The organism is Ruegeria sp. HKCCSA071, assembly GCF_017872555.1.
Lineage (GTDB): Bacteria > Pseudomonadota > Alphaproteobacteria > Rhodobacterales > Rhodobacteraceae > Ruegeria.
Genome location: NZ_JAEDOX010000009.1, coordinates 1 through 24,806, shown reverse-complemented (window position 1 = coordinate 24,806; position 24,806 = coordinate 1). Strand labels below are relative to the sequence as shown.

Below are 24,806 nucleotides of genomic sequence, written 5' to 3'. Positions count from 1 at the left end.
GGAAACGCGGGCAGATATCAGTTGTCCCGGCGACCGCAACCTCAGGCAGGTGTTCTGAACGCACTCAGGCTTTCGCTGAAATGCTCAATGAACTCCAGTGTGATCAAAGACGGCTGCTTCAAGACCGGGCGTACCAGCGAAAGCGTATGCGGCAAAAACGGCTTGAATGGCCTGTAGCTTAGCCCTCGGTCCGTATATTGGACTGCGTCCAGCTCGCTGACGATGGAAACGCCGACGCCTTTTATCGCCAATTCACATGCCGCCGTGAATTGCCTGACCTCGATATGCGAGTTGAGTGTAACGTTGGCCCGCTGAAATGCCTTCGAAAGCCGTCCGAAAAAATCGCTGTCGCGCCGCGTATGTATGATGTTCTCATCTGCAAGATCGGATGGTGCCACCTCCGAGAGGTTCTCAAGCGCGTGATTTTTCGGGAACACGCAAACCGTGCGCACATCTACATTTCTGCTTTCCACCCCCGGATGACCGTTAAAACCATCGGTGATTCCAAAGTCATATTGTTCGCCAACCATCCATTCCAATATCCGTTCCGGCCTGTCCGGTTCGATCGTCATGGTGACACCTGGCCGGTCTTTCAGAAAACTTGCCACAACATCCGGCAGATGGCTGGTGGCAAAACCGGGAAGGCAGGCGACGCGGATATGCCCGGCTTTTCGCTGCGTGATATTCTGACTGGCGTCTGATATCTGCTTCATCAATTCCAGAACTCGGTCCACGCTGGGTTGCAGATAGCGAACTTCCTGTGTCGGAACCAATCGGCCCTTGCGGCGATCAAAAAGTTGAAAGCCAAACGATTTTTCAAGATCCGACAGCAACCTGCTGACAGCTGGTTGGCTCACCCCCAAATCGGCGGCCGCTGCTGTGACCGAACCATTGGTGGTCACCGCCATAAGCGCTTCCAGTTGCCGAATTCTCAAAGTTTGTCTCATTGCAGACCCAGTTCCGCTTTTTCATTCACGTCTATAACATTGCATTATGTTTTTTGCCAATAAGTAGGGCTTGAATTATATTTCTGTAACGGTAACGTCGTGAAATCGTCATGTGTGTCGAATACGCGTTGCGGTCGTCACTCAACGAAGCATCAAACCTGATGCATGGGAGGAATCATGAAAAAGAATTTGCTTGGCGCTCTTGCCGTTACAACTGCCTTGTCACCCTTGGCGGCAATGGCGCAAACCGAAGTTCAATTCTGGCATGCCTTCACCGGCCGCCTTGGCGAACTTGTCAAAGCGCAGGTTGAAGAGTTCAACGCCAGTCAGGATGAGTTTGTCGTGGTCGAAAGCCACAAGGGCAACTATTCGGAAACCCTGAACGCTGGCATTGCCGCGTTCCGTGCTGGCGAACAGCCACACATCCTGATGGTTTTCGAAGTTGGCACCGCAACGATGATGTCGGCGAAAGGCGCGATCAAGCCGGTCTACGAAGTCATGGCTGAAAGTGGCGCGTCTTTTGATCCCGACGCCTATATCGGTGCGGTGAAAGGTTACTACACCACCACCGACGGAGATATGTTGTCGCTGCCGTTCAACTCTTCCACGCCGGTCTTGTGGGTCAACCGAGATGCCATGCAGGCAGCAGGCGTTGATCCCGACACCGACCTGTCGACTTGGGAAAAGGTTGGCGACGTTCTGGAGCAACTCAAAGCCGGAGGCGAGGACTGCCCGCTGGTGACGGCATGGCAAAGCTGGATCCACCTGGAAAACCTGTCTGCGTACCACAACGTTCCGTTTGCATCGCAGGACAATGGTTTTGCCGGTCTGGACACAGAACTGATGCTGAACGGCCCGGTACAGGTCGCGCACCTGAGCGCCATGGGCGACTGGGCCAAGGATGGTAAATTCATCTATACCGGTCGCAGAAATGAAGGCGGCGCAAACTTCCGGGCGGGTGAGTGTGCCTTGTTCACCGAAAGCTCGGCCGGGTATGCCGGGATCAAAGCCGAGGCCGAGTTCGACTTTGATGTGCGTCCGCTGCCGTATTGGGAAGCGGTCACAAGCGAGCCTCAAAACACCATCATCGGCGGTGCATCGCTTTGGGTGATGGAAGGTCATGATCCCGAAGAATATAAAGGCGTTGGTGAGTTCCTGAGCTTCTTGTCCTCGTCCGACGTTCAGGCGGCATGGCACCAGAATACCGGCTATCTTCCGATTACCGCAGAAGCCGGTGAAGCGACCCGTGCAGCCGGTTTCTATGATGAAAACCCGGGCACCGATATCGCTGTGATCCAGATGACCGCGAAAGAGCCGACAGCAAACTCGAAAGGTCTGCGTCTGGGATCGTTCGATCAAATCCGCGGTATCATCGATGAGGAGCTTGAGGCCATCTGGTCCGGCGAGAAATCCGCCCAGGAAGCCATGGACAGCGCAAAAGAACGCGGTGACGCGCTTCTGCGCAGGTTCGAATCGGCAAATCAATAAACCTCTGAAATCCGGTGCGGGCTCGGCAGAGCCCGCATCCACTTTTCTCGGCGGGTCATCAGGATGGAAAAACGCGTCACATTTCGCGGCTGGCTGTTGCCATTGGCGCTGATCGCCCCACAGGTCGTCATTTCTGCCGTATTCTTCTTCTATCCCGCTGCACAAGCTGTATGGCAGTCGCTGTTCATCCCAGATCCGTTCGGGTTGTCGTCCAAGTTCGTCGGTCTGGGCAATTTTGAATTTCTGCTAAGCGACAAGTTTTATCGCGCATCCTTCGTAACCACGGCGGTGTTTTCGACGCTTGTTACGCTCTGCTCCATGATCCCGGCCCTGTTTCTGGCTGTCATTGCAGATCGGCTGATCAAAGGATCCGGAGCTTATCGGACGCTGCTGATTTGGCCTTATGCAGTCGCTCCCGCGGTTGCAGGTGTGCTCTGGCTGTTCATGTTCAACACGCGCGTCGGTGTCGTGTCGTGGTATCTTGGACAGCTGGGCTATGACTGGAACCACGTCTTGAATGGCACCGAGGCGATGGGGCTTGTGGTTGTCGCTTCGGCCTGGGGGCGCATCAGTTATAACTTTTTGTTCTTCTTCGCCGCACTCCAGTCGGTTCCGCGGTCGGTCATCGAGGCCGCCGCGATCGATGGCGCACGGTTCTGGCGCAGGTTTTTCACGATTGTCCTGCCGTTACTGTCACCGACAGCTTTTTTTCTGCTTGTTGTGAATGTGGTCTATGCGTTCTTTGAAACTTTTGGCGTGATCCACACAATCACCGGCGGCGGGCCGCAGCAGGCCACGACCATTCTGGTCTACAAGGTGTTTTCAGACGGGTTCGTCGGTCAGGATCTGGGATCGTCTTCGGCGCAATCGGTCATCTTGCTGATTGTCGTCGGCCTGCTGACCGTCATCCAGTTCAAATACGTGGAAAAGAGGGTGCATTACTGATGGCAACCCAACAGCACGGAATGGTCGAAAAGCGCGGAGCGGGCATCTGGCTGACACATGCCCTGATGATCCTTGGCGTTCTGGTCATCTTCTTTCCGATCTGGCTGGCATTTGTTGCCTCAACCGTTACCCAGCCGGAAGTTGTATCACCGCCCATGCCACTTTTGCCGGGCGATCAGTTCTGGGAAAACTACAAGGCAGCCCTGTTTTCCGGCGTGAATGTCCCTGTCGCAACGATGCTGTTCAACAGCCTTGTGATGGCCATCGGGATTGCAGTGGGCAAGATCATCATTTCACTGCTTTCGGCTTTTGCAATCGTCTATTTCCGCTTTCCCGGTCGAACAACGTTCTTTTGGCTGATCTTCCTGACCCTGATGCTGCCGGTTGAAGTGCGAATCGTTCCGACGTTCGAAGTTGTCGCCGGGTTCGGCATGCTCAACAGCTATTACGGACTGATCTTTCCGCTGATCGCCTCGGCCACGGCGACCTTCCTGTTCCGTCAGTTCTTTCTGACAATCCCGGACGAGCTGGCCGAAGCTGCGCGTGTGGATGGTGCCCGGCCGATGCGGTTTTTCATCGACATCGTCGTACCGATGAGCCGGACAAACATCGCGGCACTGTTCGTCATCCTGTTTATCTATGGGTGGAACCAGTATCTGTGGCCGCTGCTTATCACCACCGACCCTGAAATGAACACCATTGTGATGGGCATCAAGCAGATGTTCCCGTCTGGCGATGATGTGGCTGATTGGCCCGTCATTATGGCGACGTCCATTCTGGCGATGATCCCACCGGTCATCGTGGTGGTGTCGATGCAAAAGCTTTTTGTCCGCGGCCTTGTCGATAGCGAGAAGTAAGAAATGGCAACAGTAACCCTGGAGAATGTCAAAAAGAGTTTTGGCCCGACAGATGTCATACATGGCATCGACATCCACATTGAAGATGGTGAGTTCATTGTCATCGTCGGCCCTTCGGGCTGCGGAAAATCCACGCTGTTGCGGATGGTGGCAGGGCTTGAGACCGTGACTTCGGGTGAAATCCGGATTGGCGAGGAACGGGCCAACGAAAAAGAACCGATGGATCGCGACATTGCCATGGTGTTCCAGAACTATGCGCTCTACCCACATATGTCGGTCCGGCAGAACATGGGCTATGGCCTGAAGATCGCAGGGTTGCCCAAAGCCCAGATTGATCAAAAAGTGACCGAGGCGGCCAGGCTATTGCAGCTTGAACCATTGCTGGATCGCAAACCCAGACAATTGTCAGGCGGCCAACGTCAGAGAGTGGCTATGGGTCGCGCGATTGTCCGCGAACCTGCGGTTTTCCTGTTTGACGAGCCTCTTTCGAACCTGGATGCCAAGCTTCGCGTGCAGATGCGGCTTGAGATTCGTGAGCTTCAGGAAAAACTGGGGATCACGTCGCTTTATGTAACCCACGATCAGGTTGAAGCCATGACAATGGCCGACAGGATGATCGTCATGAACGGCGGTATCGCCGAACAGGTAGGCACACCGCTAGAGGTATACGAAACACCAAGAACCCTGTTTGCGGCGCAGTTCATCGGCAGCCCCGCGATGAATGTCTTTGAGGCCCGACGTGAAAACGGAACCGTCATGATTGGTGAGGTCGCGGTTGGTTCGTCACAGGGCCCTGATACTGCCTTCAAGCTGGGGGTACGACCCGAACATCTTTTGCTGGATGACAATGGCCCGATTGAGGCCACGATTCAGATGGCCGAGCCACTGGGGGCAAACACGCTGTTGCACGGTCAACTGACCGGCTCGGGCGATTCGATCACGATCAGCCTTCCGGGTGTGCATCCGATCGAAGGACGGCATCCGAACATGCGGTTTTCTGTGTCCTCAAACCATATGCATCTGTTTGACCGCTCCACCGGTGAAAGGCTGGAAGGCTGATGGCATTTCCTCAGGTCGAGGCTTTCCGGGGGGGCGACAACCTGATCCGCATCGTAGGCCACCGGGGTGCGCGAGGCGTTCTGCCTGAAAACAGCATGATTGGCTTCGACTTTTCGCTGTCCATTGGTGTGCCGCTTCTGGAGTTTGATGTTGTCCTCTCGGCTGACGACATCCCTGTCATTACCCATAATCACCGGCTGCACGCCCCCAGTTTTCGCGATGCTGACGGCCAGTTTCTGACCGGGGAAGAGCCAAAGGTTTCTACCCTGACGTTTGAGCAGATTCAGAAGTTCGATATCGGGCGATTGGATGGGAATACTGCCTATGGTCGGCGTTTTCCTGATCAGGCACAAATGGATGGCGTTCGCGTTCCAAGGCTGCTTGACCTGCTGGACCTGGTAAGTGATCCCCAACATAGCGATGCCTGTCTGATGCTCGAGCTCAAATCGGACCCCGATTTGGCCCATGACGCGTGCTACAGAGAGACGTTTGTCAGTCTTGTCCTGCAAGAAGTTCGTTCCAAGGCCCTGTCGTCACGCGCGGTGCTTCACAGTTTCGACTGGAATCTGTTGGAAGAATGTCAGCGGCAAGCACCGGATATGCCTTCTTCTTATCTGACCCAACTTCCCGAAAACGCCGAGGATGTTGGGGAGGATTCTTCCAAAGCAGTCTGCCCGGATTTTCGCAGCTGCGAGGGCGATATTCCGCGATTGGTCAAGCAAGCGGGCGGCTCACTGTGGTGCCCGTATTATGCGGATGTAACTGCCGAAAACGTCGAACTGGCCAAAGATTTGGGCCTTTGCGTCGCGGTTTGGACGGTCAATGACCCTGATGACATTGCCAGAATGATCGACCTGCGTGTGGATGCCATTGTTTCTGATTATCCGGGTCGGGTTCAAAGGCACTTGTCTGACCGGGGTATGAGGTGGCGCTAAATCGTCCTGAAGGCCGGGGCTGAATGCCTCGCCCTTCAGTTTATTAAATTTCCTTCGTAAGGGCAGAGAATCGTTAGAACAGTTGCAAATCCTTCGCGCCGCTTTGGATTTCAGCAAAATTCGGCATGTTCTGGATCGAAACAGGTGCAGGCTTCGTGCCCGGCATCGCAACTGTCGGCTTCGCCACGTTCGCCATTCCAAAGACCGGTTTTTCCAGCTCACCCCGGATATCGCGCAGCAGCGTTTTATGATCCGGCATCGCTTTGATTATCTGCGCAAGGTCCTCTTTTGCGCGCTTCATGCCCTGGAACCAAATCACTTTCTTCAACGGCCGCAAACGATCACGAATGCCGGTGCCGTAACCCGTATCATAGACCTGTTTACCCAACAGAACCGTCTGATAAACGCGATGGTCGAACAGCGTGGCAAATTCCACATCGTGATCCATCGGCAGACGGTGCTGCCACAACTCCAGATTCTCGGCCAGCCGATCCGGTATCTTCATCTCTGTCCGCGCGTCGATCCAATACGGGTCATCCTTTCGGTTGCCCAATCGGTAGTGCAGACAGATGAATTCAAGAACCTCGTTATAAAGCTTGTCCATCTGCCGGTTGTATCTTGCCCGCAGTGACGGCGCGACATCGCGCGTCGGCAAGTGTTCTGCAAACCAGCGCACTGCGTGATCAATCATGTGGATCGCGGTACTTTCCAACGGCTCGATAAACCCGCCGGACAGACCAATTGCCACGCAATTCTTGACCCAGGCATTGCGCACGCGCCCGACGCGCATCGGGATTACACGCGGTGTCAAACCCTTGCCGCTGTCACCCAGCCATTCAAGATATTCGTCGGCCGCCTGATCATCCGTTCGATGCGCCGAGGAGAACACATAGCCCGTACCCACACGATTGTAGAGCGGCACCCGCCACGTCCACCCCGCGCCCAGCGCGGTCGACCGCGTGAGGCTTTCGATCTTGTTGGGATTGCGGTGTTCGACCTGCAACGCCATGGCGCGATCATTGGGCAAATATTCCGAATAATCCAAAAACGGCTCGCCCAGCGCCTGATTGATGATAAGGCCGCGGAACCCGGTACAATCGATAACCATTTCAATGTCATGACGGCCCGCGCGCTCAAGCATCAGATGGCTGACGTTGCCTTGTTCATCCAGCTCAACCTTCTGTACCTCGTCCTGAATATGCTCGACACCGCGCTTGGTGCAGACCGTGGTTAGCATGCCCGCAAACTTCACGGCATCCAGATGATAGGCATAGCCAAAACGCTGTTCAAACTCGGGCTGACCCAGCTGCCGCGCGCCTTTGCACAGACGGCCCAGATGATCGTGGGGCGAAATGGACTGTGTAAAGTCCCTCTCTCCATTGCCAAAGCGCAGGAAATACTCGGCGGCGTCCAACCCTTCCAGCATCTGGCCATGGGCAAAGGGGTTCACGTAATCGATGCGTTTTCCTTTGGGGTCCTTGTTCCAGTTGCAGAACTTCACGCCCAGTTTGAAGGACGCGTTCGTCTCGCGGAAAAAATCCCGTTCGGAAATGCCCGCCTGACGGAGCGTGACCGGCATGCGTGGCACCGTAGCCTCACCCACACCCACGGTCGAAATATTGGGGCTTTCGATCAGGCAGATATGTGGTCGGTCTTTTGTTGCTGAAGTGCGTGAAAACACCATGTCCAGGATCAACGCGGTCATCCAGCCTGCCGTGCCGCCACCTACGATGGTGATTTTGCGCAAACGATTGTTCATATTCTTCTGTCCCCATTGGTTTTGAGGACTATATCAAGTTTCCGACGCTTATCTAGGCTCTGCCATTATGTGCCTTGTGACCCGGCTTTGAACATGTCCCTAAACTGGTCACGCAAGATGTTCTTTTGGACTTTTCCCATTGTATTGCGGGGCAATTCATCCAGTTGAACAAGCGTGCGGGGATGTTTGAACCGCGCCAGGCTGTCGCGCACTGCAACCATGACCGCGTCGAGATCCGGAGACTGCCCGGGTTCCGCTACAATCAGGCCCAGCACGGTTTCACCGAAGTCGGGATGCGGCACGCCGATCACTGCGCTCTCCAGAACACCGGGGTGGCTGTCCAGAACCAGTTCAATTTCCTTGGGGTAGATATTATAGCCACCCGAGATGATCAGGTCCTTGTTGCGCCCGACGATATGGACATACCCATCTTCGTCGATACGCCCAAGATCACCGGTGATAAAGAACCCGTTTTCGCGCAGCTCGGCAGCCGTCTTTTCCGGCATCTGCCAATATCCCTTGAATACGTTCGGGCCACGCACTTCGATCTCGCCGATTTCACCCTGCGGCAAAGGGTTACCATCTGCATCGCATATCTTCAGTTCGACCCCCGGCAAAGGAAACCCGACCGTGCCCGCGCGACGTTCGCCGTCATAGGGGTTCGAGGTGTTCATATTGGTTTCAGTCATGCCATAGCGTTCTAGGATACGATGCCCGGTACGCTCTTGAAATTGTGCATGGGTATCCGCCAGCAATGGGGCCGAACCCGATACGAACAAGCGCATATGTTTGGTCAGCTCGCTGGTAAAACGCGCGTCTGCCAACAGGCGCGTGTAGAAGGTCGGCACGCCCATCATCGACGTGGCGTCGGGCATCCTGTCAATGATCTGATCAGGGTCGAATTTTGGCAGCCAGATCATGCTTCCGCCGACAGCCAAAATGATATTGGTGGCCACAAACAGCCCATGCGTATGAAAGATCGGAAGCGCGTGCAACAGAACGTCTTCCGACGTGAACCGCCACTCTTTGACCAGTGTCCGCGCATTGGACAACAGGTTGTTCTGGGTCAGCATCGCGCCCTTTGAACGTCCGGTGGTGCCCGACGTGTAAAGAAACGCCGCCAGATCCTCACCATCCCGATCCACGGTCGCAAAGCTGTCTGGCATTGCAACCGCCAGATCCATCAGCGAGCCCGAGCCATCCGCATTCAGCGTTTCCACCCTGCCCCCAAAACGCGCGGCAATCGGGGTCAGTTGGTCTTTGCTTCGGCCGTCGCAGACAACAAGTGACGCGCCGCTGTTTTCGATGAAATACGTCAGTTCGTCCACGGTATAGGCGGTGTTCAGCGGCAGGAAAACCAGGCCCGCCTGCGCGCATGCCGCGTATAGCGCCAGCGCCTCAGGCGATTTATCGACCTGAGCCGCAACCCGGTCCCCGGGTTTTAGGCCCAGTTGCGTGGCCACATGGGCGATCCGGGCGGCTGTGCTCAGAAAGTTTCGATAGGTGATGGTCGTCCCGTCTGTCAGGTGCAGGAAAGCCGTATCTTTGTCGGCGTGAATGCCAAACAGATCATCATAGAGAGGGTTAGCCATGTTCGATCCTCCGTTTCCCCAGCCATAACGGCGAACCGCTTCTCAGGGGAAGGTTCAACTATGTCACACTGCGCTATTGCTTGCAGTTCAATGTCTGGACGCGTCGCTTTTACTGCGCGGCGCGAGTTGCAGCTCGGAACCCGTGGTGTGTAAAGCCTTTCACCGCCTCTGCACATTTTCTGCACGAAAACCCTATGAAGGCTGCGGATACGTCGCGCCAAAGATGCAAGCGCCGCAGGCAATCTGCCGGGAAAGGAAACCTGTAAGCAGGAGACGGGACATGAGGCAGGAACTGACAATTCGCGGCGTGCCGGACAGCATCGTGCTGGACGCGTGGTGGCTGGGAAAGATGGACGAAGTCCCCCGATGGAGAGGCAACAGACGACAGCAGAGTGGTTCTCTGATGTCTACTCTGAAAATGCGCCATGCAATCCCGCTTCTTGCATCGCTGGTGGCGCTTGCTGATTGGTTGTTTTGGGAACAGCCGCTAGGCATTTCTGTCTCAGTCTTCGCGCTGGTCTTGTCCGCCGCGATCATGGCGATGAAACCCCGGCGTGCGACTGCAAAGGAGTGGTCAATAGCCGCCGCATTTGCCTTGATCACCAACCTGCCGGTGGCCATCGATTTGCAGCTTCTATCATTATTGTTCAGCCTCGCAGGTTTAGTCAGTCTGGCCACCTGGGCGCTATTCGGTCAGGCTGTAAACGAACGTCTGCTGCTGCGAACCGCCCTGCGACTGCCTTCCATCGGTGCGACGCTTTTGCTGCGCGACACATGTCGCACCGCGGTGGCCGCCGATCTTGGGTCCGACAGCCGCCGCCACGCAGCATCGCTGGCCTTGCCCCTGCTATTGGGTGCGGTCTTCCTTGCGTTGCTGGCCGCCGCCAATCCGGTGCTGGAAGACCTTCTGGCCGAGCTGGACCCAAGTCTCCTGTTCGAAGGGTACTTCTGGCTGCGACTTCTGTTCTGGAGCGTGATGGCCTCGCTGCTGTGGCCGTTCCTAAACCTCAGCGAACTATGGCTGGGCGGCATTGCCCGCCCCGCCACCATGCCAAAGACAGGCCCAAGCCGGGCCGCATTTCTGATCAATCCAATCTCGGTGCGCAATTCGCTGTTACTGTTCAACCTGATGTTCCTTGTACAAACCGTGATGGACCTTGGTATCCTGACCGGGGGTGTATCCCTGCCTCAAGGGATGAGCTATGCCGCTTATGCCCATCGGGGCGCTTATCCGCTGGTGGTTACGGCCCTGTTGGCGGGCGTATTCACTCTGGTCACTCACAGCATGATCGGTGCGGACCGGACGTTGCGCATTCTGATCTACACGTGGTTGGCGCAGAACGTGTTCCTGGTGATGACAGCTGCTATCAGGCTGCATCATTACGTCGACGCCTATGCGCTAACCTATTTGCGGGTGGCCGCCTTTATCTGGATGGCACTGGTTCTCACCGGATTGCTGCTGACCGTGGTGCAAATCCATCGCGGCTTCGATACAATCTGGCTTCTGCGGCGTTGTTTTGCAGCGCTTCTGGTAGTCTTGTATACTTGCAACTTTGTGAATTTCGCATCAGTCATTGCCAGCTATAATCTGAGCCACGGCAGCGCTCTGATGCAACAGGACACTGGTTACATATGCAGCCTTGGTGCTGATGCTTACCCAGCAATCCGTGATCATGAAACCAGAACCGGACAGCAAGTCTGTGACGCGTGGATGCGATATGATCTGAAAAAGGATGCAATCACCAACTGGCGCGAATGGGGCTTTCGGAGATGGCGGATACAAGCCTATTATCGGCAGCAGAGTTGAAGGACCCCATTTGATGCCTGCACGCATTCTTGTTGTCGACGATGATCCGGATATCCTTGAGGTAACAAGGTTCGCGATTGAAAAGGCAGGCTATGCGCCACTTCTGGCCAGCGACGGCCTGACCGCGCTTGATACAAACCGCCAGGAAAGCCCCGATCTGATCGTGCTGGATATCGGACTGCCCGAAAAGGATGGTCTGGAAGTATGCAGGGAAATCCGCAAATCCTCGGACGTGCCGATCCTGTTCCTGACCGCCCGCGATGACGAGGTCGACCGTATCGTCGGGCTGGAGCTGGGCGCCGATGATTATCTGACGAAACCCTTTTCCCCACGCGAATTGGTGGCCCGGATCAAGGCCATTCTGAAACGCAGCGCTCCGACACCTGCCCAGCCCGATCCGGTGTTGTCGCAAGGCAGCCTGCACCTGGATGCAGAGCGTCACCTGTGCAGGTTCGCTTCAACGCCCGTGACGCTGACCGGTTCGGAATTTCGGCTGCTGGCAACTCTGATGGCCCGTCCCGACCGTGTTCTGTCAAGGGCGCAGCTGATCGATGCGCTTTACGGCTACAACATCCACGTCTCGGACCGCACCATTGACAGCCATATACGCAACGTCCGTGCCAAGCTGGCCCAGGCCGGCTGTGCCGAAGGGATCGTGACCATTCACGGTGTCGGCCTCAGGATGGGTGCATGCACGCCCGGCTGAACCGCAAATGGCGCCCCAGATTGTGGACCATCGTTCTGCTGGTGCTGGGCATTGTCCTGTGCCTGCCCTTTACCGGGCTGATCCTGTTCCGTTTTTACGACAGTCAACTGGTGCAACAGACCGAAGAAAGCCTGCTGACACAGGCTGCGGTCATGTCAGCGGCGTATGCCGAGCTTTATGCAGATGCAGCCGGGATCAAGCCGCCCCGCCCGAGTGCAATCTCAACCGAGCACGCGGTGTTCCCATCGCTGTCGGTCAATCGCGAAACGGTTCTGCCGCCGCGCCCGGACGCGCGACCGGCAACCGTCGGACCCAGTTCGGTTTATCAGGCCATCGCCGCCCCGCTAAGCCGCATCGCCAACGCCGCACAGGCGCAAACCCTTGCGGGTTACCGGATGCTGGACCTCGATGGGAACGTGTTTGCCGGTACTGCGGAAATCGGCCAAAAGCTGGGTCATGTTGACGAGGTTCGCGAGGCCCTTTCAGGGAAAACCGTCTCGGTCGCGCGCACCCGCGTGCGCGAGGATGCAACGCCTGCACTTTATACCCTCAGCCGCGGTGCCCGCGTGCGCGTTTTCGTGGCGATGCCAGTGTTCGTGGATCAGACCCTTATCGGGGCGGTTTACCTGAGCCGTACCCCGAACCATATTTTCCGCTTTCTGTACGGCGAACGTTTCAACCTTGCCAAAGCCGCGGCATTTGTTGCTTTGTCCACGGCGCTAATCGGGTACGTGTTCTGGCGGTTCATCACCCGGCCGATCCACCTGTTGATCCAGCGCAGCCAGATGGCGGGCCACGGTGGTCAGGCATGGGAACCACCAGACCAGCTTGGCACGCGGGAAATTGCGGATCTGAGCCAGAGTTTTCAATCGCTGACGGAACGCTTGCAGGACAAGCAGGACGGATTGAAAACGTACACCGCCCATGTCACCCACGAGCTGAAGTCACCCCTCACCGCCTTGAAAGGCGCGGCAGAGCTGCTGCGCGACGATGATTTGTCACCAGCGCAGAAACACCGCCTGCTGGACACTGTAGAAAAGGGCGGAAAGCGGATGGAGGATCTGCTGGCCAACATGCGCGCCTTCAGTCTGGCCGATCAGAGCGCCATTAACGGTACATGCTGTCTGAACGACATCACTGAACAGGTCGTCCAGACTTTCCCCGCGCTTGCGATCAAGACTGAGAACGATCACCTGCCCTTGCCCGTCGCGGCACCCACCCTGCACATCATATTGACACATATGCTCGAGAACGCTCAGCAACACGGCGCGCAGAATGCCGTGCTGACAGCCTATCAAAACGACGGTGTCGTCTGTCTAAGAATTGCGGATAATGGCCCCGGTATCAGTGAAGGGAACAAGGACAAGATTTTGCAGCCCTTCTTTACAACAAAAAGAGAGGCCGGTGGCACGGGTATGGGCCTGAATATTGTCAAAGCGACCATGGAAGCAATCGGTGGGCAACTCAGTGTTGTACCAAGCAATCAAGGCGCTTGTTTTCTTCTCACCTTCAACTAGCTGGGCGAGATGCAAACTTAATAAACGGGAGGGAACTCAACATGCGCAAGTTGCAGGCACAGGGCATTCACCACATCACCCTGACTGGTGCAGACCGGCAAACGTCAATAGACTTCTGGGAGGGTCTTCTCGGGTTTTCGCTTATCTTCGATCAACCCAACCTGGACGATCATTCACAGGGTCACCTGTACTTTGCCGCGGGTAACGGTCAGACGATCACGGTGTTCACCAATGAAGATCGGAAACCGTCCGGCAGTTTGCTCAGGGATCAGGTTGGCGCGGTTCATCATCTGGCCTTCGCGGTGTCCCGTTCAGTTCTCATGCAGGTCGAGGAACGGCTCGACGAGAGGGGTATCAAGCATACACCAATCAAAGATCGGGGATTCATGAACTCGATCTATTTCCACGACCCCTTGGGATTGAGGATCGAACTTGCGAGTTACCGCTTTGAGCCACCTGAAGGTGCGACTCACGGTGACGTTCTGGCCGAAGCGCACAGGCTACGCGTTGAACGCGGTGATCTTGCGATTGCTGACGTCCACCTTGCCGATGCGATCGAGAATATCGTCTCGGAGCGTACTCCACGGATGTAGCCTTCTTGTCGTTTACCCTGAGCGGTGGGCATCGCGACCCCTACAATCGAAACCGGCAAAGTCGATTGATTGATCTAACACCTCTTCAGGGGTCTTCTTCACGCAAAAGACCTAATCGGGAAGCGTGGCCGCCGTGAGTGACCGCAGGAATTCGGCAATGTCAGACACCTCTTGTCGGCTTACCGCTCGATTGGTGAACATGTCAGTATTCCGCCCTGGAATCGTGCCTTCAACGCTCGCGGCTACAATGCGAATGTCTGCCAAAGGGTCATCGCTCAGGGTGCGTCCCAACTGAGATACGGCCATAACTCTGATCGCCTCTTCCAGATCGCTTACCGAGCCATTGTGGAAATAGGGCGCGGTCAGCGCGACATTGCGCAGGGAGGGCACGCGAAACCTGCCGGGACGCTCATCAAGAACCAGATCGTATTTATCCAGATAGGGATTGCCGTCCCAAAACACCGGGAATGCTCGGTAAATCCCAAGTGGCTTTTCAGTGCCCGCCGCAGAGAACATGGTGAGCAGCCTCATCTGACTGGTCCAAATTGATTGTTAGTGCATCGTCGGCCTGTATTCCATTGAGATGATGGTTTCGGGCGCTGGCGGGCGATAGCCCAGAGCACTGTGGGGGCGTTTGGTGTTGTAGTGTCTCCTCCATTGTTCGACCAGAAATCAAGTTCTTGAGGAGTTGGTGGTCCACCCAAGCAACGGATGGAGGTTGAAACGGAAGTTTTCCGACGGACAGATTATTGGAATGATCAAGAACTGTGACGCGTACGCTAAGGCTTAGCAGCCGGCGTTGTATCTTGGCAGAAATTGCGATTTCTTTATGAATCGCACGTCAGTTGTTCTCGAACTTAATGGCCAGAGTTTGATCCGCTTCGAGAGAAACTGTCCATCCAGTTGAGCCTCCCCAACTGAACTGGTCCACCATTATGTTTAGGAAACGGAGGACGACGAATGGCAAACAAGAGACCGAAGCCCGAAGAGATTGTCTGGAAGTTACGGCAGGTTGAAGTTCTGATGGGGCAAGGCATGTCCCGTCTTGATGCGATCAGACAGATCGGAGTTGTTGAGCAAACCTATTACCGCTGGCGGAAGAAGTACGGTGGAATGGGTGTTGATCAATTGAAGGAACTGAAACGGCTTCAGAAAGAGAACGAGCGGCTGAGACGCGCGGTGTCTGATCTGACTTTGGACAAGCTGATCCTGACGGAAGCCACAAAGGGAAACTTTTGAGCCCCGCTCGTCGCCGTCCATGCCTCAATCTATAACCTGTTCAATTCGGAGCGCACGCTTTCCTCCAGACCAAACTTCAAGTCGAACCGGGCCGCCGCACTTGCCGAGTGGCGGGGTCTCTGCGCCGATTAAGGGACAGCCATTCTATCCATGTGGAGACCGGTTAGCATTCGTCTGGCAGTACCACAATGCCGTTGCACATGATCGCGCACCTCGGCTGCAGCTATTTTTCATGCCGACGGAATGGCAGACGTTTTCTTACTGCTTTGCACCTTCGACAGAGCCTTCGCGTTCCATATCGAGCGTCTGCGAAAAACCGACCATATCCATCTGGGTCTCAAGCCCAAGCCGCTCTCTAATAGCGCTTCGATGTGCCTTGACGGTGCGTTCGCTGACATCGAGATTTCGCGCGATCTGCTTGTTGCTGGCGCCAACAACCAGTTGCCAGAACACCTCCTTTTGCCTGTCGGTCAATTGATCAAACCGCACCCGGGCGCTTGCGCTTTCGTTTTTCTTCCGACGTGCGCCTTCCACGTTCTCCACTGCCTCGTTCAAGGCAGCTTGCAGATCGCTGTGTTCGACAGGTTTTTCCAGGAAGTTGACGGCTCCATCGCGCATTGCCCGGGTCACCGAACGCACCGTTGCAACACCGCTCAGAAACACGATCGAAAACGGTTCTGACCGGGTTTCGAGGCGCGACTGCAGTTCGAGTCCGTCCATCTTCGGCATTGAGAGATCCGCAAGCAGACATTTCCAGTCTGCGTGCTCCAAGAATTCGAGCGCCAACAGGGGATCGTCGAATGTCTGTGTGGAATATCCCATCGTACGAACCTGCTTTTCCAGCGCGCGCAGAAGCGATCGATCGTCGTCCACGATCACGACGTCGCAAATGGTCTCAGGCACTGATCCTTAACTCCGTTTGTTGGCCCGGTGGCAGTGTGATGGTGAACCGGGCACCGCCGCTAGCACTTGCGCCCACTTCGATCATGCCATTATGCCGCTCGACCACCCGGCGCACGACGGCGAGGCCTACACCCATGCCCTTGCTCTTAGAGGTTACGAAGGGCGCAAACAACTTGTCGGCCGCTTCGTCCGAAATGCCCGGGCCATTGTCTTCAACCGAGAGGTTCAGGCCGCCGTCGGATCCCCCGCCTATCGTGACAATGACCTCGCCGCCCTCTGTCTCACCGGTTGCCTGCATAGCGTTCATGACTAGATTGACCATCGCCTCCTGCAGTTCCAGTTCGACACCAAAGAAGCTGCCCGGCGGTTTTTCGGTGATCAGCCGAATGGCAATTCGTCGGCGCTGCGCCTCAGGCTGGAGCCATTCCAGAACGGCCCTCAGCGCTGTTACCGGGTCGAACCATTGGCGCTCTGGATCGCCGTCGTACATGAAACGGCGGACGCGCCCCATAAGGTCGCGGGCGCGTAGTGTATCCCTGAGGATGTCCCGAATGATTTCCTCTATTTCGCCCTCGCCGGCAGAATCTGAGTCCAAAAGGATTTCGCAGGTTTGCGCGTTGCTGAGGACAGCGGCAATCGGCTGGCTCAGTTCATGGGCGATCGTCGAAGCCAGCTCCCCAAGCGTCAGTGCGCGCGACAGTTTCTCGAACTCGCGCCTTGTTTCATCACGTTCGGCCTCGGCCTTCAGACGTTCTGTCTGATCCTTTCCAATGGCGATCAGCCCATCGCTGGTCCCCGCTTCCTTGGAGAGCGCCACGCAATGCCAGGCCATTTCTCTGTGCGTCCCATCCGCGGCGGGTAGGCAACGGGTCGCAGACTCCTGACTTGTCCAGAATTCCGGATCAGTGATCGGCACCCGATCTGAGGTTCGGGCGGTTTCCATAAAGAGGGTATCTGCCTTTTGCCCCACCAAGTCGACGGAGCTGCGGCCTATCAAACGTTCGAGGAAGGGATTGACGCCGGCGATCCTGCCATCGGCATCGACCCGAACCAGCGCCAAATCGACCGCATCCATCACTCTTTGCCATCGTTCCCGTTCGATCTTGATCTCGCGGTTCAGCCAGGCTCCTTTGGCGACTTCGCCAACCAGCGAAAACGCGAGCGAGACGGAGATAGCAACGAAGATGACACCGATAAGGTACGGTGTCTGGATCACAGACGCGTCCACGAGCGGCGTGTGAATTCCCGCGACCACTATGAAGAACAAAATCGGTCCCGCCGTCTTGAGTGCGTGAGCACCCGAACCGGTTCGTAAGGCGCGAAGCAACACGTCAATCACGTAAATCACGATTGCCAGAGAGGCCAAATCCGTCAGGTACTTGGACCAGTGCATTTCTCCAACCGGCAGGGCGAAGGCCTCATTCCAGGGCGTAGTACGGTAGTCCAGCCCTTTGAGCCAACCAGTCACAATCTGCCCCGGGTTAGTTAAGATTAAGATGATACTAAAGCTCCAAAGACTGGTGATGAGCCAGCAAAGCCACCGCCGACCGCTGTTCAGCTGAAATTGAAGAAACCAAACCATGCTAATCAGCGAAACACCGATAAAAACACTTTGCGCCCGAAATGCATTCACGAAATCTGCGGTCGACGGGGCCCCGAGATAGGAGACTTCGCACAGGGCCGCAGCACTGCCCGCCAGGCTCATCACGCTCGCAAACAGATACGCCAACTGATCCCGGAGCCTCAACCAGATCAACAGGTAGACCGCACCAAGAATGATGCCGAAACCGGCAGTCACGAAATAGATCTGGCCAAGAAGTTGCATCTGGTCCTTTCATATTTGGGCACAGAGACGCTAGCGCGGCCCCAGTGACAAGGCAAGGAAGCGCTCAGATCCCTGATTCGGCTGCTCAAAAAGCCTGTCAATTGTCCTTCGGGGACAATAGCGGGGTTCACCGCACCACCGCATGATCCCTAGGAAAGAGAAAGGTTTCGCAGTGGCACCGTCTCCCGTCACTATATTCGTACTCGACGATGACAGCAGCGTTCGCTCGGCACTAGGTCGTCTGCTGAAGGCAAAGGGATTTGCCGAAAAGCAGTTGGACAGTCTCGCGTCGTTGCGCGCAGCATTGCCCCTGCCGGTTGACAGCTGCCTGCTTGTCGATGTCGTCCTCGACCAAGAAAGCGGGCTCGATGTGCCAGGCATTCTCAATGGCCGGAACGAAATGGTGCCCATCGTTTTCATGTCGGCGACTGACGACGAAGAGAAGCTCGCCAAGGCGGACACCGCGGGCGCGACCCGCTGCCTGCGCAAACCATTCGAGGCCGAAGAACTCTTTGCCGCTTTGGAAGCGGCGATTTCTGCCTGTCGACACGCACCTGATTTGGATTTGGAAAAGGAGTGAAAACTGAATGAAGCAACTACTGCTATCTGCCGCAATCACAATCGCATCTCTGGCAGCATTCGCCGAGCCGGAGCACTGGAAACAGCTCCGCAATGGAGGATAGCCGTTAGTGAACCGGCTGAGATCGGAAGTTGCGATGCAAGCCAGCACGCATCCAGCGGTTTGCGGAAGCCCTGGCTACTGGGGCGTACACCGTCTGACGGATCGCAACAGAAACAATGAAAGGGAGAGAATATTATGAAAATCAAACGCCTTACGGGGTCGTCGATGATTTGTGCCATGCTCCTCGGCGCAACAACCTTTGGGGCTGCGCCTGTCACGGCCCAGGAGGAAACGACGCCTCCGCTTGTGCGTCAGCTTTACAACGGCAACTGGCCACCGCCGGAAGAGGCACAGCAACTGCGCGAGGAGCTTTACTACCAGCGGGCTATCCATGCCTATATGACTATGCTTCCGGCGCTCAACGTGATCGGTATGCGAGACGGATCCGAAGCGGCGTTCGGCAAGGGCTACAACGTTCTGCCGATTTGGAAGGATCGAATGGATGCGCGAGCATGGGTACCCACGCCGAATGCCGATGTCATCTACTCGATGAGCTATCTCGATTTAAAGGAGACAGGTCCGCTCGTTGTTGCCGCGCCACCCGGCGTCATCGGCATGTTCACGGATTTCTTCCAGCGGACCATCACCGACGTCGGCGCCATTGGTCCGGATCGGGCGCGTGGCGGACTCTATCTGCTGCTACCACCGGGCTATGACGGCGAAGTGCCAGGCGGTTATTTCGCCTTCGAGTCCTCGACCTACAATGTCTTCCTGTTCTTTCGCACAGTGATGGAACCGGGCCCGGATCCCAAGCCAGCCGTAGCTTTGGCTGAGCGGACCCGGATCTACCCGCTCTACGAGGTCGAGAAACGCGTCAAACCGATGGAGTTCCCGAACGGGTCCGGCAAGCGGGTCGACATGATGTATCCAGTCGATTTCGCCTACTGGACCAAGCTGAAGGAATTCGTGGACTACGAACCCGTCGGGGCGATCAGCCCAGAATTGCGAGGCGTCCTTGCCTCTATCGGCATCGTCAAGGGCGAACCATTCGAGCCCACCGATCGGGAGCGCGAGTTGCTGGAAAAGGCGGTGGATGTCGCGCCGCGCATGATCATGGCGCTGCGCATGGAGCCCCGCGCGGACGGCCGGGACCTATACTACAATGACCGGAACTACGTCCGGGCATGGGCCGGGGCGACGGCCGACTGGATGCAGGAGAGCTATCTCGATGTGAATCAGCGCGCGACGTTCTTCCAATACGCCTATTCCTCTGCCCCGGCGATGGTGATGCGCACAATCGGTGCTGGCTCCAAGTATCCGGTGGCCTTCCTGGATTCCGAGGGTGAATTGCTGAACGGTACCAACAGCTACAAGCTACATCTGCCGGCTGGCATTCCGGCCAAGGCGTTCTGGGCGGTGACGCTTTACAACGTCACCGATGGGACAATGCCGGAAACGCCGCAATTGCTGCCATCGAAGAACAGTCTGGACGCCTCGATCGTCAAGAATGACGATGGATCGGTCGATCTTTGGTTCGGCCCCGAGAAACCGGCGGATGCGCCGGAACAGAACTGGATCCAGTCGATTGATGGACGTGCGTTTATGGCCGTGATCCGCCTCTATGGCGCGGATCTTGATTTCTTCGACCAAGCATGGCGCCCGGACGACGTTGTGAAGCTGAACTGATATCTCGCCGCCCCGCGTAAATCGCGGAGCGTTTCTATTTCGAATTGACTGAGGAGAGTTGGAAATGAAAGTCGCTGCACGCAGTTCGTCAGCCCTCGCGCTATTGCTCGCCTTCTCGTTGGCCGCCCCGGCCCAAGAGACGGTCGACACAAGGATCGGCCCCTTGAGCTTCACCCATGGTTTCACAACCGGCTACCCGACCGATGAGACCATCGCCAAGCTCTACGAGGAAATGGACTTCCAGAGGGCGGTGCAGGCCTATATCTGGTCGATCCCCCTAATGGGAATGGCGCAATGGCGTCGCGCGCATGAAGACGAGCTTGGCGCCGAGAACGGCCAGATCGTCTTCGTGGAGTCCTATGCCGACAAGATCGGTGGCCTGACTTTCAACGCCACAACACCCTACGTGCTACCCTTCATCGATCTCGCTGATGGCCCTTGGGTTGTCGAGATGCCGGAACCGCAAGGGTCGGTGCGGGGGGCCGCCCATGACATGTGGCAGATCGGGATCACGCAGATCACCGAGCCCGGCAAGTACGTGTTCGTTGGCCCCGGACAGGACGCGCCCGAGGCGGAGGGCTACAAGGTGTTTTCTTCGCCGACCAACGGCGTGCTCATGGGCATCCGGTTGATGCCGGAGGACCGCGACGAACGCATGGCGCTGCTGGAACAGATCAAGGTCTATCCCTGGTCCGAACGCGACGATCCCAAGCCCCGTGGATACATCACGCCCTATGGAAAGCCCTGGATGGGCGCACAGCCCGTCGGGTTGGAATACTGGGAGTTACTGAACGACACGATCCAGCGCGAGCCCGTCTTCGAGCGGGACCGCTTTTTTATGGCCATGCTCCAGCCGCTCGGGATCGAGAAAGGCAAGCCGTTCACGCCGGGCTGGCGCGAACAGCGCATTCTGATGGAGGCTGCCGTTGTTGGAGAAGCGATGGCCAAGGCCAACGATTTCTCGAAACGCGTGGAGACGAGCCACTACCGCGACGACGTTCAATGGGAATACGCGACGACCGCAAACCCAGACCAGCGTGACGAAAACTATGATCACCTCGATGAACGTGCGGCATGGTTCTACGAGGCCGTGACCAACGACGTTGCGATGCATGGCCAGAAGACGGGCAAGGGGCAGGTCTATATGGCGACCTACAAGGACGCCGACGGCGATTGGCTGGATGGCGGTACTGACTATGTTCTCCGCGTTCCGCCGGATGTACCGGCCGAGGCCTTCTGGTCACTCACGGTCTACGAGGTCAGCACCCGAACACTGGTTCGAAACGACTATGAGATCGCGGACCGCTCGTCACGGATGGATTTGGCCTACAACGACGACGGCTCGGTGACACTGCATATTGGACCAAACGAGCCGGCAGGCGATGCCCGCAAGAACTGGATCCCGACCGAACCCGGGCGCGCATGGTTCCCGTATTTCCGCCTGTATTCACCGACGAAGGCGTTCCTCGATCAAACTTGGGTTCTGCCCGATATCGAGAAGGCGGATGAATGAGGCGGATACAGTACAAGCTATTTAACTGCGCTGACCCTAAGGAGGACAAAATGCGCCTGACATTCAAATCCGCGGTTCTGTCCCTGGGACTGGCGTTAGGCCTTTCTGGCAATGCGATGGCTGAATCCGATTTGGGTTCAGCCGTTCAAAACCCGATTAGCTCACTCATCAGCGTTCCGTTGAAGTTCACCTTTGACAATGGCGCGCCGAACGGGAAGGCAAATGTTCTGAGTATTAATCCGGTAATTCCAATTACTATCGGAGATTGGAACCTTGTCAGCAGGTTCATTATCCCTCTTTACGACGCCCCCGGGGGCGTTGCAGGGCTGCCAGGGAATCCGGGGATTGGCGACCCGACTACACTTGGACGCACAACCGGTTTGGGTGACATAAACTACACGCTGTTCTTCAGCCCTGTGAAACCGGTCAACGGTTGGATCTGGGGCGTCGGTCCATCTATAACCGCAGATTCCGCAACGGACGATAGGCTTGGTAGCGGCAAGTGGAGTGCTGGGGTGTCGGCAGTAGCCTTGAACCAACCTGGTTGGGGAACCTACGGTGCCTTGGTCCGCCATCTCTGGTCCTTTGCTGGTGACAGTGCCCGCAGGGATGTCAACCAGACGTTGTTCGAACCCTTCGTCAACTACAATCTCGACAATGGCTGGTACTTGATCAGTGACATGGTAATCACCTATGACTGGGCGGCCTCTTCCGGCGACAGGCTTCTGTTTCCTGTTGGCGGCGGTTTCGGAAAGATCACGAAATGGGGGAACCAGCCGGTCAATCTCCGGGCCGAAGCCTATTATAATGTCGAGCGACCGGCAACGGCGCCGAAATGGACGGCAGGGTTCACGATCCAGTTCCTGTTTCCAAAGTCCTGATGTCGATCATGCGGTCAGGGAAGCCTAGGGTGTGATTGCAGACGACTTGCGCCATGTTGCGAACGCATATTGGCGACATAGAGATAGAGGCGGTATGGTTATGAAAGCTTTGCTCGGTAACACGAAGACTACACTGGCTTTCGTTTTCACCCTCTCACAATAGGCTTCGGCGCATGCGTAAATCGGTGCGCCTGGAGAATAATCCCTGGGCTCGACAAATTTGACCAACGGCGAAATCTACCAAAGGTAAATGAAAGGGCTGCTCAATGTCTGAAATTCGGACCGCACTCGCGGAAGTGATCAGAGACCTGATCGACGAAAACGACTTATTCGATGTAAACGCCGACCGCTACAGAGAGGGGGCCAGTTGTGGACCGCGCAACCGGATGAGCATCAATCAGGGCAATCCACTAAGGCTGAAAGATTTCGGTTAGTCTATACTGGGATACCAATCGGATTTTGAGCTGAATCAAGTTTGCCGGATCAAGCGTCCACTAAGCTTACGTTGTGCTTGGCGTCCAGATACTCGCTAGTATTCAGCAACAGTCCACCTAGGAGGCATTCGGGAGCGACTTGATTTTGCGTAGCGGGCGGAAGTCATGAGTTTGTCGGATGTTCTACCCAATGATTGCACCTATGCAGGATCGACAGTGTTTGATCCGTTAAACTTGACAATTTAAGATCATCGATTTCTTCGGAAATGGTAAATTGGAAGCACTGAAACGCAATGCGAAATCTGCTGAATATTAGTTTCTTGGCGCCAACAGTCTTTAGTCTGCTGGTATCTACCATGTTGACCATTGGGGCGGCGAATGCGAACCCGAACATAATAAACAAAACCCGAGAATCTGTTGATGTAGCAGTTGAAGAACAAAAGTTTGGTATTCGGAACGGTTCAACTATCGTTGCGCCAGTTCCATTTTCTAATCCGGTGATTGGAACCGGCTTAACGTTAGGTGTGGGATATCTTTTTACCACCGCACCGGAAGTCGATCCTTCTTTCTTTGCGCTTGGTGCCATGGCATCTAGTAATGGTAGCCAAGCTTACGGAATCGGCGCGGATGTAAGTCTCCACAATGGTTGGAGTTTCGACTTTGCATTGGCTGAAGCGCAGCTCAGCTATGATCTTTTCTTTGGTTCTCACCCAATCTCGATTGATCAGGACGGGACGTTGTTCAATGCAGGTTCGGACTACAAACTGTCTAACAATTTCTCTATCGGAGCAGGACTCCGATATCTTGATTCAAGCATCAGCCTTGCTTCCAACAGCACGCCCATTCCAGGAGACCTTGTTCCGGATCTGAATCTTGAGGTTGCAACAATTGAACTTCGAATTTTATGGGACGAAAGGAATGACAAAACCTACCCGACGGACGGCAAACGTTTTAGTTTTTCAGCGAATGCCGGAGAAACTTTAGGCGCTGGAGACCGTCAGTATGGTTTTGGCAGTGCCAACTACGATTTCTATCGATCAATCAGTGAGACCGGGATGTTTGCAGGTCGGGTATCAGCTTGCGCTGCGTCTTCAGACACCCCCTTTTTTGACAAGTGTTCAATAGGCTTTTCAGATAGTTTTCGCGGATTTGACCCATTGCAGTATCTCGACACGCGTCTTTTGTCAGCTCAACTCGAATATCGTCAGCGGCTTGGAAAGCGATTTGGTGTGGTCGCATTTGGAGGCCTTGGCTATACTGCATCAAGCTTCGCGGATTTGTTAGACAACGGTGATCGAATTGCGGTTGGCGCCGGTGTCAGGTACCGCGTGTCGAAACAATACCCTCTCGATTTTTCATTAGATTTCACAACAAATAACGATCACGAGGAGTATGTTTATATTTTTATTGGGCAGAGGTTCTAGGGTCAGGACTCATAGCCAGTAGATGACGAGTGCTGCGAGGGCGATGGCTGACAGGAAGACCTTCGGGCACCTGT

General features: G+C 55.8%; 20 protein-coding genes and 4 pseudogenes. 17 read left to right on the top strand and 7 right to left on the bottom strand.

Features of this window, described 5'->3' with window-relative positions:
* Window positions 1–41 precede the first annotated feature (41 nt).
* Window positions 42–947, bottom strand: a complete 906-nt coding sequence (locus I9188_RS15195) for a LysR substrate-binding domain-containing protein (RefSeq protein WP_209505979.1) — start codon at window positions 945–947, stop codon at window positions 42–44.
* A 177-nt stretch (window positions 948–1,124) separates the two neighbouring features.
* Here I9188_RS15195 and ugpB point away from each other — a divergent pair, with 177 nt between their 5' ends.
* From ugpB to I9188_RS15170, 5 genes are all read left to right on the top strand, one after another.
* Entirely contained in the window at window positions 1,125–2,435 is a 1,311-nt protein-coding gene (ugpB, locus tag I9188_RS15190) for a sn-glycerol-3-phosphate ABC transporter substrate-binding protein UgpB (RefSeq protein ID WP_209505977.1), read from the top strand.
* 63 nt (window positions 2,436–2,498) lie between these two features.
* A complete protein-coding gene (ugpA, locus tag I9188_RS15185) occupies window positions 2,499–3,380 on the top strand; it encodes a sn-glycerol-3-phosphate ABC transporter permease UgpA (protein WP_209505975.1) in 882 nt (293 codons plus the stop codon).
* 20 nt (window positions 3,381–3,400) lie between these two features.
* Window positions 3,401–4,237 (top strand): sn-glycerol-3-phosphate ABC transporter permease UgpE, encoded by an 837-nt coding sequence (ugpE, locus tag I9188_RS15180; RefSeq protein ID WP_209506351.1) that lies wholly within the window; start codon window positions 3,401–3,403, stop codon window positions 4,235–4,237.
* A 3-nt stretch (window positions 4,238–4,240) separates the two neighbouring features.
* Window positions 4,241–5,296, top strand: a complete 1,056-nt coding sequence (gene ugpC, locus I9188_RS15175) for a sn-glycerol-3-phosphate ABC transporter ATP-binding protein UgpC (RefSeq protein WP_209505973.1) — start codon at window positions 4,241–4,243, stop codon at window positions 5,294–5,296.
* Complete coding sequence (locus I9188_RS15170; RefSeq protein ID WP_245220554.1) at window positions 5,296–6,231, top strand: glycerophosphodiester phosphodiesterase family protein; 936 nt, start codon at window positions 5,296–5,298, stop codon at window positions 6,229–6,231. The genes ugpC and I9188_RS15170 overlap by 1 nt, the downstream gene beginning before the upstream one ends.
* 73 nt (window positions 6,232–6,304) lie before the next feature.
* Here I9188_RS15170 and I9188_RS15165 read toward each other — a convergent pair whose 3' ends face one another.
* Both I9188_RS15165 and I9188_RS15160 read right to left on the bottom strand, forming a co-directional pair.
* Entirely contained in the window at window positions 6,305–7,990 is a 1,686-nt protein-coding gene (locus tag I9188_RS15165; protein ID WP_209505971.1) for a tryptophan halogenase family protein, read from the bottom strand.
* A 65-nt stretch (window positions 7,991–8,055) separates the two neighbouring features.
* Entirely contained in the window at window positions 8,056–9,582 is a 1,527-nt protein-coding gene (locus I9188_RS15160; RefSeq protein ID WP_209505969.1) for a malonyl-CoA synthase, read from the bottom strand.
* Between the two features lie 280 nt (window positions 9,583–9,862).
* On the opposite strand from I9188_RS15160, the gene I9188_RS15155 reads away from it, so the two are divergent.
* Genes I9188_RS15155 through I9188_RS15140 form a run of 4 tightly spaced genes read left to right on the top strand, consistent with a single transcriptional unit; the run spans window position 9,863 to window position 14,205 of the window.
* A complete protein-coding gene (locus tag I9188_RS15155; RefSeq protein ID WP_209505967.1) occupies window positions 9,863–11,389 on the top strand; it encodes a DUF4173 domain-containing protein in 1,527 nt (508 codons plus the stop codon).
* Between the two features lie 13 nt (window positions 11,390–11,402).
* Window positions 11,403–12,095: a response regulator transcription factor gene (locus I9188_RS15150; protein ID WP_209505965.1), complete on the top strand. Its 693-nt coding sequence runs from the start codon at window positions 11,403–11,405 to the stop codon at window positions 12,093–12,095.
* Window positions 12,080–13,612, top strand: coding sequence for a HAMP domain-containing sensor histidine kinase (locus tag I9188_RS15145; protein WP_209505963.1), 1,533 nt, complete (start codon window positions 12,080–12,082; stop codon window positions 13,610–13,612). Before I9188_RS15150 ends, I9188_RS15145 begins: the two co-directional genes overlap by 16 nt.
* A 41-nt stretch (window positions 13,613–13,653) precedes the next feature.
* Window positions 13,654–14,205 (top strand): VOC family protein, encoded by a 552-nt coding sequence (locus tag I9188_RS15140; protein ID WP_209505961.1) that lies wholly within the window; start codon window positions 13,654–13,656, stop codon window positions 14,203–14,205.
* A gap of 270 nt (window positions 14,206–14,475) precedes the next feature.
* On the opposite strand, the pseudogene I9188_RS20285 reads toward I9188_RS15140, so the two are convergent.
* Together I9188_RS20285 and I9188_RS15130 are read right to left on the bottom strand one after the other, a co-directional pair.
* A pseudogene (locus I9188_RS20285) lies at window positions 14,476–14,586 on the bottom strand (cytochrome C peroxidase); the annotation flags it as partial.
* A gap of 171 nt (window positions 14,587–14,757) precedes the next feature.
* Window positions 14,758–14,874: pseudogene (locus I9188_RS15130) on the bottom strand (integrase core domain-containing protein); the annotation flags it as partial.
* Between the two features lie 291 nt (window positions 14,875–15,165).
* On the opposite strand from I9188_RS15130, the pseudogene I9188_RS15125 reads away from it, so the two are divergent.
* Window positions 15,166–15,473 (top strand): annotated as a pseudogene (locus I9188_RS15125) (transposase); the annotation flags it as partial.
* A pseudogene (locus I9188_RS20280) lies at window positions 15,454–15,576 on the top strand (IS6 family transposase); the annotation flags it as partial. The pseudogenes I9188_RS15125 and I9188_RS20280, both read left to right, overlap by 20 nt.
* A gap of 126 nt (window positions 15,577–15,702) precedes the next feature.
* On the opposite strand, the gene I9188_RS20460 reads toward I9188_RS20280, so the two are convergent.
* Window positions 15,703–16,347 carry a response regulator gene (locus I9188_RS20460; RefSeq protein WP_209505957.1) on the bottom strand — a complete coding sequence of 215 codons (645 nt, stop codon included), beginning with the start codon at window positions 16,345–16,347 and terminating at the stop codon, window positions 15,703–15,705.
* Entirely contained in the window at window positions 16,340–18,172 is a 1,833-nt protein-coding gene (locus I9188_RS15115) for a sensor histidine kinase (protein ID WP_209599675.1), read from the bottom strand. Before I9188_RS15115 ends, I9188_RS20460 begins: the two co-directional genes overlap by 8 nt.
* A 172-nt stretch (window positions 18,173–18,344) precedes the next feature.
* On the opposite strand from I9188_RS15115, the gene I9188_RS15110 reads away from it, so the two are divergent.
* From I9188_RS15110 to I9188_RS15085, 6 genes are all read left to right on the top strand, one after another.
* Window positions 18,345–18,752: a response regulator gene (locus tag I9188_RS15110; protein ID WP_209505953.1), complete on the top strand. Its 408-nt coding sequence runs from the start codon at window positions 18,345–18,347 to the stop codon at window positions 18,750–18,752.
* Window positions 18,753–18,989: 237 nt separating this feature from the next.
* Entirely contained in the window at window positions 18,990–20,480 is a 1,491-nt protein-coding gene (locus I9188_RS15105; protein WP_209505951.1) for a DUF1254 domain-containing protein, read from the top strand.
* 64 nt (window positions 20,481–20,544) lie between these two features.
* Complete coding sequence (locus tag I9188_RS15100; protein ID WP_209599674.1) at window positions 20,545–21,993, top strand: DUF1254 domain-containing protein; 1,449 nt, start codon at window positions 20,545–20,547, stop codon at window positions 21,991–21,993.
* A gap of 50 nt (window positions 21,994–22,043) precedes the next feature.
* Complete coding sequence (locus I9188_RS15095; protein WP_209505947.1) at window positions 22,044–22,874, top strand: neuromedin U; 831 nt, start codon at window positions 22,044–22,046, stop codon at window positions 22,872–22,874.
* A 266-nt stretch (window positions 22,875–23,140) separates the two neighbouring features.
* Window positions 23,141–23,308 (top strand): hypothetical protein, encoded by a 168-nt coding sequence (locus I9188_RS15090; RefSeq protein WP_209505945.1) that lies wholly within the window; start codon window positions 23,141–23,143, stop codon window positions 23,306–23,308.
* A 293-nt stretch (window positions 23,309–23,601) separates the two neighbouring features.
* Window positions 23,602–24,732 (top strand): BamA/TamA family outer membrane protein, encoded by a 1,131-nt coding sequence (locus I9188_RS15085; protein ID WP_209505943.1) that lies wholly within the window; start codon window positions 23,602–23,604, stop codon window positions 24,730–24,732.
* Window positions 24,733–24,806: the final 74 nt, after the last annotated feature.